Origin of the sequence: Marinilabilia sp. (assembly GCF_016278715.1) — a bacterium.
Lineage (GTDB): Bacteria > Bacteroidota > Bacteroidia > Bacteroidales > Marinilabiliaceae > Marinilabilia.
In genome coordinates this window covers 1-12,379 of record NZ_JADQBH010000316.1, presented here as the reverse complement: position 1 = coordinate 12,379, position 12,379 = coordinate 1, and the positions used below count along the sequence as shown (strand labels likewise).

Below are 12,379 nucleotides of genomic sequence, written 5' to 3'. Positions count from 1 at the left end.
AGGAAGCGGTACTCGGCCTGGATGAAGTTATAGTTGTGGGTTACGGTACCCAGCAGAAAAGGGATCTTACCGGTTCGGTGTCATCAGTGAGTGATGAGGAAATAGCCTCCCTGGCTGTCCCCAGTGTAAGTGATGCACTGCAGGGAAAAGCTGCAGGTGTTCAGGTGATTTCCACAGGTGCTCCCGGTAGCGATGCCACCATTCGTATTCGTGGATTAGGGACCATAAATGACAATAATCCTCTGTTGGTTATTGACGGAGTGCCAACCAAATCAGGGCTGAACCTTTTGAATAAAGATAATATTAAGTCGATTCAAATCCTGAAAGACGCTTCGGCAACTGCAATTTATGGTTCCAGGGGCGCCAATGGTGTGGTAATTATAACAACTAAAAGAGGTACCAGCGGGCAAAGTAATATCAATGTAAGATATTCCTACAGTACTCAGGAGGCCACCAATAACCTTGATATGTTGAATGCTTCCCAATTTGCAACCATGCACAATGAAATGATGGCAAATGCAGGAAGAGAGCAAAATCCGGCTTTCAGTGACCCGGCATCTTTGGGTGTGGGAACCGACTGGCAGGATCAACTGTTTAGTATTGCTCCCATGCATGATATGTCCGTGTCTTACTCCGGAGGTAGTGAAAAAACATCCTACTATGTTTCCGGAAGCATTCTGGATCAGGAAGGAATTGTGATGAATACCGGATTTAAGCGCTTTAATCTTCAGTTTAACTCCGATTCAAAAGTATTTGATAAGGTAAAATTTGGCAACTCACTCACTCTCACACACGACAAAAAATATAGTGGAGCCTACGATGTCGGTTCAACGCTAAGAGCATTACCCACACAGCCTGTTTACAACGAAGATGGTACTTATGCCGGACCGGTAGGACGTCCCGAATGGGTCGGAGACATCCGGAATCCGGTAGGTTCTGCTTCGGTAATCGATAACACCACTAAAGGTTACAATGTCATAGGTTCTGTTTTTGCTGAAATTGATATTCTGGACGGTCTGAAATTCAAATCAACCGGTGGACTGGAAGCTAATTTCTGGTACGATCGTACCTGGTCTCCGGCCTATGATTGGGAGCCTACTCCCGAGCCCGATTCTTATCTCTATCAGTCTTCCAACAGAAGCATCACATGGTTGTGGGACAATATTCTGACTTACAAGAAGACATTTAACAGCGTTCATGATTTGACCGTAATGCTGGGTACAAGTGCCCAGGAAAATCGCTTTGATTTCATGAATGGTTCAATTAAAGAGTTTGCCAGTGATAAAACACAGCAGCTGGATAGTGGAAACGATGAGCAGGAGATAGGCGGAAATGCTTCTGAATGGTCACTAATGTCGTATATGGGACGTGTTAATTACGATTTTAGTGAAAAATATCTGGTTACAGCTACAGTACGTCGTGACGGTTCCTCACGCTTTGGTTCCGGAAATAAGTGGGGGATTTTCCCATCAGGGTCTGTTGCCTGGCGTATTTCGGAAGAAAACTTCTTCAATAATGTTGATTTTGTGGATGATTTAAAATTGCGTGCTGGTATTGGTTATACCGGTAACCAGGAAATTGGAAACTATGCTTTTGCATCCAATCTGAGTATTATTAAATACAACTTCAATAATTCAGTGGTGCCTGCAGTTGTTCCCATTGTGATGCCAAATCCGATTGTGCAGTGGGAATCACAGGAACAAATCAACATTGGTTTTGATGCAACATTTCTTGCTCAACGTTTAAATATTACCGTTGACGCATATCAGAAAAACACCAGTGACATGTTGGTGCCTATGTCGGTGCCTATTTCTACCGGATATTCTGATATATATGTGCCTTCAATCAATGCAGGTGAAATGGAAAACCGAGGTATTGAATTGTCTGTCAGTTCCAGAAACATTGAAGGCGATTTTTCCTGGGACACGGATTTTAATATATCCTTCAACGAAAACAAGGTGACCAGTCTGAATGACTCTGTCCCAATGGCCACCGGGAACCTGGGATTTGACTTCCAACCATCCAGAATTGCTGAAGGGCACGCAGTGAATGAATTTTACGGATATGTATCCGATGGTCTTTTTCAAAATCAGCAGGAGGTTGAAAACCATGCTGTACAGATTCCCGGAAATGATCCCTACAGCCGTACATCGGCAGGAGATATCCGGTACAGAGATTTGAACAGTGACGGAGTAATCAACGATGCAGATCGTACCTATCTTGGTAATCCAAGTCCTGATTTGATTTTCTCAATGAACAATAAATTTACCTGGAGAGGATTCGACTTGTCGATTTTCCTTCAGGGAGTAAAGGGAAATGAAATTTTAAATGCCAACCGCATCTGGAGTGAAGGGATGGCTGTGGCTGTGAATCAAACAACTGCCACGCTCGATCGCTGGCAACAGGAGGGAGACATGACCGATATGCCCCGTGCCGTTTTCAACGATCCCAATAAAAACACCAGGGCATCTGACCGATGGATTGAAGATGGTTCTTACCTGCGGATTAAGAACATTGTATTTGGGTATAACCTTCCCGAACGCTGGATTGAAAGAGCAGGAATGCAACAGGCCAGAGTCTATTTCTCAGGGGCGAACATTTATACATTTACAAACTATGACGGGGTAGATCCCGAGGTAGGTGCAAATGGTATTGATAACGGCTTGTACCCCGTGACACGTACCCTGAGTCTGGGTGTAAACATTACTTTCTAACCGACTAAAGAAAATTGAAATGAAACGATATATAATTATAATATTCATAGTGCTGGGGATGACTGCCTGTGGTGAGGATTTCCTGATCAAAGCACCCCTGGATTCCATTAATACCGAGAACTTTTTTGAAACAGAGCAAGATGCAATTTATGCCATTAACGGAGCATATCAGCCGTTACAGTGGCCCAAATTGTACAACATGCGCATGTGGACCACCGATATCATGGCCGGTAACAGCATAGTAGGTGCCGGAGGTGGCGATGACGGTCGTGAGACTCAGGATCTTGCCAATTTTGTGACGACAACCGATAATCCCGGTGTTTTGGACCTCTTTCGCGGACCGGCTCCCGGTATTCTAAGGAGTAATGTGGTCATTGAAAATGTTCCTGGAATGGACATTGATGAAGATTTGAAAGAGCGCATTCTTGGGGAAGCAAAATTTCTCAGGGCACATTATTACTTTATTATGGTTCGGTTTTTTGGTGATGTTCCATTAATACTGGAACCACAGGAGCCAGGGGATGACCTGCGTCCTTCCAGAACAAATAAGGAGGAAGTTTATCAGCAAATTATTGCCGATCTTACTGATGCAAAGACCTTTTTGCCTGTCAAATCGGAATACTCTGAGGCCGACCAGGGACGTGCAACCCGTGGCGCTGCTGCCGGCTTGCTGGCAAAAGTTTATCTTGCCCGCGGAGAGTGGCAAAAAGTAGTTGATTTAGCTGATGAGGTGGCCACACTGGGTTACGAGTTGAACGATAACTATGGCGACAACTTTCAGGTATCTACCGAGAACTCAAAAGAATCCTTATTTGAAGTACAATATGTCGGTGGTGCAGGTGAAGGCTTTTGGGATAACGAAAACCAGGCCTCATGGCTCAGTACCTTTACCGGACCTCGTAATTCCAACATGGTTGCCGGCGGATGGGGCTGGAATCAACCTACCGAAGAGTTTGTCAATTCCTACGAAGATGGTGATTTACGTAAAGATGTTACTGTTTTGTATGATGGAGGTCCTGACTTCGACGGGATGCAATACGATCCGGCCTATTCGGTAACGGGTTATAATCTGCGGAAATTTTTGGTTTCAAAATCAATTGCTGATGCTTATGACAACAGTCCTTTGAACTTCCCTGTTTTGCGCTATGCTGATGTATTGCTGATGAAAGCAGAAGCTTTGAACGAGTTGGGACAAACTGCCGATGCAGAAACTCCTCTTAATGAAGTGCGAAATCGTGCCGGCCTTCCTGATGTTGAATCGGGTCTTACCAAAGAAGCCTTCAGAGCAAAAGTTTTGCATGAGAGAAGGATGGAGCTTGCCTTTGAAGGCCAGCGTTGGTTTGACATTATTCGTGTAGAGGGCGGACAGTGGGGACTCGATTTCCTTCATTCCATTGGCAGGGTAAATGCTTCAGAAAAGCACTTGTTATTGCCAATACCACAGAAAGAAATAGATGCCAATCCCAACCTGGAACAAAATACAGGTTATTAATCGTGAGAATGAGATAGTCTTTGTAAAAAAGGCATGTTTCTTTATCACTATTAAAAAACCAACAATTACCAAAAACGAAAAATCATGCAAACAAAAAATATAGATTCAAATTGGAAGAAAAGTCTTTACAGACTTCCGTTTTTCCTGTTGGCCATTCTGATGGCCTGGTCGGTGGAAAGTTGTTCCGATGATTATGACGAAGTGGAGATCGCAATGGGAGAACCTGTTTCTTTAAGTGTTTCGAACAGCGAGGTCACTCTGACACAGAAGCAGGCAGATTCAGAAGCGATAAAGTTTATCTGGACAACCGGAACCAACATGGGTACGGGAAGTTCCATTTCCTATACACTGGAAATTGATCGTGCCGGAAATGATTTTGCCTCTGCAATAAGTTACAATATGGGTAAAGGAATTTACCAAAAGAGTTTTACTCATAAGGAATTAAATACAATGCTGATGAATCAACTCGGAGTATCAGGAAATACTGATGCCGAAATTGAAGTTCGTATTACAGCAAGCGTTGCAGCAGAGGGTGTTGAAGCCCAACAAGCCACTTCAACTTTAATTGCATTTACCTATAAGCCTGTATCAGAGACGCTTTACCTTATTGGAGATGCAACACCCAATGGTTGGAGTGCGGATGAAGCAACCCCATTGACCCAGAAGGCTTCTGACCCAACTTCTTTCACTTACAGCGGGGCATTATCTGCCGGAGAATTGAAATTTATTACCGAGCAAGGCCAGTTTATGCCTTCCTATAATAAAGGTGCTGATGACAATACATTGGTTTTCCGCACGGAAGATACACAGCCTGATGATAAGTTCCTGATTGAAGAGGGTGGAATATACGCCATTGAGCTTAATCTGGTTGACCTGACCATCTCCATCGAAAAGCAGGAGGGGCCTGCATACGAGGTATTATATATGGTAGGAGATGCCACCCCCAACGGCTGGGATATTGCCAATGCAGTTGAAATGACACAAAATCCCGATAATTTGTTCCAGTTTACCTGGGAAGGTGTTTTGACAACTGGCGAGTTTAAAATTCCTGTAAACCGTAATTCCGACTGGGGACAGGATATGTTTATGCCGGAACCGGATGACCCCACTAAGGCTTTTCTGCATGAGGGAGGAACCGATGGTGACTACAAGTGGGTGATCGAAAGCGAAAACTACTATTACATTACCCTCGATCTTTCGGACAATTCCATTTCAATAGAGCCTTTCAATCTCTACATGGTAGGTTCGGCAGGTCCCAGTGGTTGGGATATTGGTAATGCAACCGAATTGACTCAGGATCCCGACAACTGGTATATTTTTACCTACGAAGGGCCGATGAATGCCGGAGAGTTTAAGTTCCCGGTGAACCAAAACTCCGATTGGGGACAGGATATGTACATGCGTGATCCTTCTGATGCCACGAAAATGTACCGTCATATCGGAGGAGAAGATGATGACAACAAATGGACCATTCCTGCAGGAGAAGAGGGTGATTATATTCTCACCCTGAATGTTCAGGATTTGACCATTGACATCCAGAAACAATAGCATTCATAGTCAATCAGGACCTGTGCTGAAAGTGCAGGTTCCTGATTGAATTATGTCAATAATAAAATAGATATGAAGCAAATACTATCATTATACATCCTCTTAATTTTTACATTGTTTTTGTCAGCATGTGAGAAGGATGATGACGGCAACAACACACCGCCCGACAACAATGGTTCCGGGAGTAATGGGACGGTGGTTCTGACCACTGACAAAGCTCGTTACAACCCGGGAGAAGAGGTGACCATTACCTCCGATAAAATGCTTTCCGGCGATGTAAAAGTTCGTTATCGTCATTTGGGTGAAACAATTAGTGAAGAAACCTTTTCAGCAGATAGCTGGAGATGGAACCTTCCTAATGAAGACTTCAAAGGATATATGGTTGATGTTTATGAGGAAGTCGATGGTGAAGAGGTTGTTTATGGTAGTGTTGCTGTGGATGCATCTTCAGACTGGACTGTGTTTCCACGATATGGATTTTTGTCAGAATTTTCTTCTGAGGTAACTCAGGACGATGTGGATAAGACATTGTCTTTTCTTAATCGCTGCCACATTAACGGGATACAATATTACGACTGGTTGAATAAACACCACTGGCCTTTGAAAATGAATGGCAATGAACCGGCTGCCACCTGGCTGGATATTGCCAAACGGGAAGTCGCTTTCAATACAGTTGATACTTACATTAAGAATGCCAAAAGTCTGAATATGGCATCTATGGAATACAATCTTCTGTTTGGTGCCTGGGATGATTATGAAAGCGATGGCGTTTCCACCCGCTGGATGCTCTTTAGTGATCAGAATCATCAATACATCAATAAACACGACCTGGACGAAAGCTGGGCTATGAGTGATATTTTGCTTGCCAATCCGCATGATGCCAACTGGCAGGATTATATTTTTGAAAAGACAGCTCAGGTTTATGAACATCTTGATTTTGACGGATGGCATGTGGATCAGTTGGGAAACCGTGGTGATGTTTATGATTATGATGGAAACCGGGTTGATTTACCCTCCGGATATCAATTATTCATGAGTAATTTGAAAACCCGTTTCCCTGATAAAAAAATGGCTCTCAATGCTGTTGATCAATACGGACAGCAGGAAATTATGGATTCCGGAGTTGATTTTGCGTATTCCGAGATATGGTCGTACAATAGCTTTGAGGCGCTTTCGCAGGTTATCCTGGACAATTACCGCATGGGTGGTGAGTCCAGAAACACCGTGCTGGCAGCTTACATGAACTATGATTTGTCTCATTCGGCTGGTTATTTTAATACTCCTGCTGTATTATTGGCCGATGCGGTAATATTTGCTTTTGGTGGTTCACATCTTGAGTTGGGTGAGCATATGCTTGCTAATGAGTATTTCCCCAACAATAACTTACTTATGCGTACCGACCTAAAGGATGGCATTGTTAACTATTATGATTTTCTGGTAGCTTATCAAAACCTGCTTAGAGGTGGCGGGGAGTTCAATAGTCCGGAACTGAATTCATTAGACGGACAAAGAAGCATCAATAGCTGGCCACCTCAAACAGGTAAAATTGCTGCAATTGGAAAACTTGTTGAGGGAAAGCAGGTAATGCATCTTTTAAACTTTACCAATTCAAATTCTCTTTTATGGCGCGACAACAGCGGAAATCAGAAGTATCCCGATGAGGTAAAAGATCTCAGGGTTGAGGTGCATACAGACAAGGTCATCAGTAAAGTTTGGTTTGCTTCTCCCGATTTCAATGGAGGGGTTATGCACTCTTTAGATTTTGAACAGTCTGGAAACTATGTAACTGTAACTATTCCTAAAATGCAATACTGGGGTATGGTTGTTATGGAATAACTTCCTCACATGATATGAGTTTTACAGGCGCAATGCTGAAGCCGGATTGAGAAGCTTGGTGTCTTTCGGTTGTAGAAATTGGTCCCTGTATTTGCTCATGTGTTCTTCTTTTTTTTTACCATTTATTAGCCCGAACTAAAAAGCATCTTAATTGCCAAACTCATTCATGTAAAAGTCCTAAGTGTGGCTTAATGAGCATGGTGTGTTTAAAATGAAACCTTTATGTTAACTATCTAATGTCTTACTAAACACTTTTAGTTATGAAAAAATCTACAATTATTCTGGCCTTATTAATCTCAGGACTGTTTTCTGTGTTTACTGCATCTGCGCAATACTCATATATGGGAATGGTTGATAATGCAACTCCTGTTGGTTTGATGCCGGAGGGTGATCCAATGACTCAGGATCCATCCAACCCAAATGTTTTTACCTATGAGAGCGTTTTAAAAGCAGGGAATTTTAAAATTCATACCGAAGCTGCTGACTGGTGTGTAGGAAATTGGCTAAATTCTGCTGTGCCTAATCAGTCACTAAGTGCAACAGATTATATCGTTACAACCGGATGTGATGGCCCGGACAATAAGTGGGAAGTCACTGAAAAAGGAAGTTATTCCATAACGGTTGATTTGGATGCAGCAACCATAAATATCGTTTCCCTGGATTATTATCCTAATTTATTTTTGATTGGCGGTTCTTTATCCGCAGGATGGGATATGGGTTTAGTCCCGAATATGACAGTAGACCCTTCCAATCCGGTAATTTTTACATGGACAGGCACACTCTCCGAAGGTGAATTTAAAATAGGAACCGCCAAGACCTTTGATGATGGCTGGGACTGGATTCATCCATTAACGATGGGGCAGGATTTGAGCAATACGTCTTATGAAGTTCTGGAGTCCGGTTCAGGGGTTGATAATAAGTGGGTTATCGATGCTGCTTCGGCCGGAGAATATAATGTTACGGTTAATCTGGAAGCTCAAACAATTGATATTGAAAAGGCATCTGCAACTTCTGTTGGTTTGGTAAAAATATCGGAAGTCAATCTTTTTCTGGACAAAACGAATAATAAACTGATGACATCCGGTCTGAGTGGATATGATTATGTGATTTACAATATTTCCGGAAATCCGGTTAAAACAGGTTGTTCAAATGGTTCATCCATTGATGTAGCCGGTTTTCAGGCAGGTATGTATATCCTGAAAATCAAATCTGAAGAGGCAGGTAACCGCGTTTTTAAATTTGTGAAAAATTAATAAATAATCAGCAAGGCCCCAATACCGGGCCTTGCTTACTCTAAATTTACTTCGAACTCCTGCTATGCGACTTCATTTTTTATTGGCTCTGTTTCTCAGTTTTCTTACAGTTACTGCTTTTGCTCAAAGGCAAAAGGCACCGATGTATTTCAGTGCTTATGCCTATCTGTATACTGTCAATCAAAATCAGCCAACAACTCTGCCTATGGATGAAAGCCGCTGGCAACACAATATAGATTACATTTCAGAACATCTGGCTCCTTTGGGATTTGATATGATTTGTACCGATGGATGGGGCGAAGATATCAGAAACAGTGATGGATTCAGAATAAAACATCATTCCGAATGGAATTATGATTTTTCGTATTGGGCAGGTTATGCACAACAGAAAGGCGTTAAACTTGGATTGTATGAAAATCCGTTGTGGATAAATGAACTCATTCAAAATACCTCACATCTGTATGACACCTATGAAAATGCCACCTGGTTTAACTGGCTGCAGGTGGATGCCCCCGGGGCAGAGGACTATGTCAGGCGGTATATTGAATTCTACAAATCTTTTGGCGTGGATTATCTGAGAGTTGATTTTCTTTCCTGGTATGAGGATGGCATTGACAAAACAGCAGACCTAACCCATGAGCACGGACGTCCGGTTGCAGATTATCAAACCGCTCTCAGCTGGCTAAACCACTACTGCGATGTAAATGATATTCAATTAAGTCTTGTGATGCCTCACTTGTATAATCATGGAGCTAATGAACGCCAGTTTGCACCGGGAAGCATGATTCGTGTCAACGAGGATGCCTGCGAAGGAACATGGTATCGCTTTAGTGAAACTGACAGGGGTATTAAACATGATATCTGGTCGCAATACTGGAATACGTTCGACGGACTGGTGTATTGGTCTGACATTTCCGGCTTCGATGCATCAAGAAACGAAATGATACTTGATGGTGATTTCATTTGGTTGTCGTCTTATGATAATGATGAGGAAAAGAAATCGGTATTGTCTCTCAATCTGATTGCCGGCGGGGCCATTGCTCTGACCGAGTATGAAATTGAAGATATTCAGCAAAGCATTCATCTATTACAAAATCAGGAAGTATTTGAACTTAACAGTGATGGTTTTGTAGGAAAACCTTTGTCGCATGACCCGCTAAATGTCGAAAGTCAAATCTGGGTTGGTCAGATGTCGGGAGGTGATTACGTAATTGGCTTTTTTAACCGTGAAGATAGGGTGGAAACCCGTTCGTTGGATTTTTCTGCCATTGGTCTGACCGGAGAATATTACGTGAGAGATTTATGGATGCGCACTAATCTGGGCGCTATGACTTCTTTTTCCGGTGAAATTCCGCCTCACGGATGCCGTCTTTTGAGGTTGAGTGCAACACCCTTTGACTTGAGTGATTTGGGTGCAATAACCCCTGTCAATCAAAACATGTACATCGGGGGATCATTTAATGGGTGGAGTCTTCCAACAATGCCAATGACACGGGTGAATGAAATTTGGGAGTATTCTAATCTTTATCTGGATGAAGGAAGCTATGAAATGAAGTTTGCCAACTCAGAAGACTGGTCCGGAAAGGATTGGGGAGATGCAACTGGTTTATCAGGTATCCTTTCGGAAACAACCGGAGGAGGTTCCAATATTAGTTTTACTATTTATGATGCCGGTGCTTACAATATTGTATTTGACGATAACTCTCTGGAATATTCTATCGTTGCAGACGTTGCAAATTCTGTTTTCTTAGCTGAACCGCTCTCAACAAGAGTTTCTCCGAATCCTGCTTCTGAAATGCTGACGATTGATCCTGGGAACATGAATGCTTCAAGAGTTTCGGTTTTTAGTCCGTCGGGAAAGGAATTGTATAACGCAGAGAATGTTTGTTCCAAACTAACCATTGATGTTCGTCAGTTTAGGAGCTTTGGATATATTCTGGTAAAGATATTTGACAGCACTAAAGAGGAGAACCACAAAGTGATGTTGTACTGAGAAATAGGATGTCTGCGAAACACGAATCAAAAACAAAATCTACTATGCAAAGAATTTTTTTTAAAAAGTTAATTCTTCTGGTTCTATTCTTATGCGGTTCATCCTTTGGGAGAATTGCTTTTGCAATAGATGAAAAACCGGGAGAAGTATACGGATATGAAGTAAAAGACCACAGGGTGGAGTTTTCTTTTACGGATAGCACAAAAATGCAAATGGAACTTTACAGTCAGGGTATAGTAAAGGTCTGGATTGATCCGGAAGGAACTTTCAAGCGCAACAATGCATCTTATGCAGTGCTTCCCAATGAACCTCAGGGGGATGTGAATGTGTCAGAAACACCACAGGGATATGAGATTTATACCGGCAATTTGATAATAAGAATCAATAAAGCTCCATTTCAAATTCGTTTTTTCGACAAGTATCAGAAGCTATTGCTTGAAGACTATCAGGATCGTGGATTTGAGACCGGTAAGGATGGGATGACCGTAACAAAAACCATGCGTCCGGATGAAAATATTTACGGTCTTGGAGAAAAAACAGGGCCTCTGAACCGACGTGGGCGTTCCTTTAAAATGTGGAATAGTGATAAACCCTGTTATGGAATTAATGAAGACCCGCTCTATAAAAGTATTCCATTCTTTATGAGTAACTACGGTTACGGAATATTCTTCGACAATACTTACAAAACCACCTATGATTTTGGAGAAGAGCAGGAAGCAGCTTTCACATTTGGAACTCCCGGCGGAGAGATGATTTATTATTTTCTTTTCGGGCCAACTTACAAAGAGATCATTGCCCGCTATACCGAACTGACCGGAAAACCTATTATGCCCCCTAAGTGGGGACTGGGGTTTTCTCAGAGCCGAGGTATGCTCACCAATGAGCAACTTACACGTGATATTGCATCTGGTTTCCGGCAAAGAAATATCCCTTGCGACATAATTTATCAGGACATTGGCTGGACGCAACACCTGCAGAATTTTGAATGGCGGGAGGGGAATTATGATGACCCTGAAATAATGCTGTCTGACCTTGAGGAGGACGGTTTTAAGGTAATTGTTTCCCAGGATCCGGTAGTCTCACAAGCAAATAAGAAACAATGGATTGAAGCTGATTCCCTGGGATATTTTGCTACTGATGTGCGTACCGGGAAATCCTATGATATGCCATGGCCATGGGGTGGGAATTGCGGAGTTGTGGACTTTACAAACCCTGAAGTGGCCGATTGGTGGGGAGCTTATCAACAGAAAGTCATTGACGATGGTGTGAGAGGTTTTTGGACAGACATGGGGGAACCCGCCTGGAGTAACGAGGAAAGTACCGATCGTCTGAATATGAAGCACTACGACGGCATGCATGATGAAATCCATAATGTTTACGGATTAACCTGGGATAAAGTGGTTACCGAACAGTTCGAAAAGCGGAATCCCAACACCCGAATTTTTCAGATGACCCGTGCTGCTTTTGCGGGAATGCAACGCTATACTTTTGGCTGGTCTGGAGATGCAGGCAACGGTTATGAAGTGACAAGATCGGAAGAGCA

7 protein-coding genes are annotated in these 12,379 nt (G+C 42.7%); all 7 read left to right on the top strand.

Annotation, left to right across the window (positions count from 1 at the left end; translation table 11 throughout):
* On the top strand, positions 1-2,714 hold a 2,714-nt coding region (locus QZZ43_RS19155; RefSeq protein ID WP_291862685.1), incomplete at its 5' end, for a TonB-dependent receptor.
* Between the two features lie 19 nt (positions 2,715-2,733).
* Positions 2,734-4,206, top strand: a complete 1,473-nt coding sequence (locus QZZ43_RS19150; RefSeq protein WP_291862682.1) for a RagB/SusD family nutrient uptake outer membrane protein — start codon at positions 2,734-2,736, stop codon at positions 4,204-4,206.
* Positions 4,207-4,290: 84 nt separating this feature from the next.
* Positions 4,291-5,754 (top strand): SusF/SusE family outer membrane protein, encoded by a 1,464-nt coding sequence (locus QZZ43_RS19145; RefSeq protein ID WP_291862679.1) that lies wholly within the window; start codon positions 4,291-4,293, stop codon positions 5,752-5,754.
* Between the two features lie 72 nt (positions 5,755-5,826).
* Positions 5,827-7,590 (top strand): glycoside hydrolase family 66 protein, encoded by a 1,764-nt coding sequence (locus QZZ43_RS19140; RefSeq protein WP_291862677.1) that lies wholly within the window; start codon positions 5,827-5,829, stop codon positions 7,588-7,590.
* A 260-nt stretch (positions 7,591-7,850) separates the two neighbouring features.
* Positions 7,851-8,843 (top strand): SusF/SusE family outer membrane protein, encoded by a 993-nt coding sequence (locus QZZ43_RS19135; RefSeq protein ID WP_291862674.1) that lies wholly within the window; start codon positions 7,851-7,853, stop codon positions 8,841-8,843.
* A gap of 64 nt (positions 8,844-8,907) precedes the next feature.
* Positions 8,908-10,836: a hypothetical protein gene (locus QZZ43_RS19130; RefSeq protein WP_291862671.1), complete on the top strand. Its 1,929-nt coding sequence runs from the start codon at positions 8,908-8,910 to the stop codon at positions 10,834-10,836.
* 44 nt (positions 10,837-10,880) lie between these two features.
* Positions 10,881-12,379 (top strand): TIM-barrel domain-containing protein (locus tag QZZ43_RS19125; protein ID WP_291862669.1); only part of this gene is annotated, 1,499 nt, incomplete at its 3' end.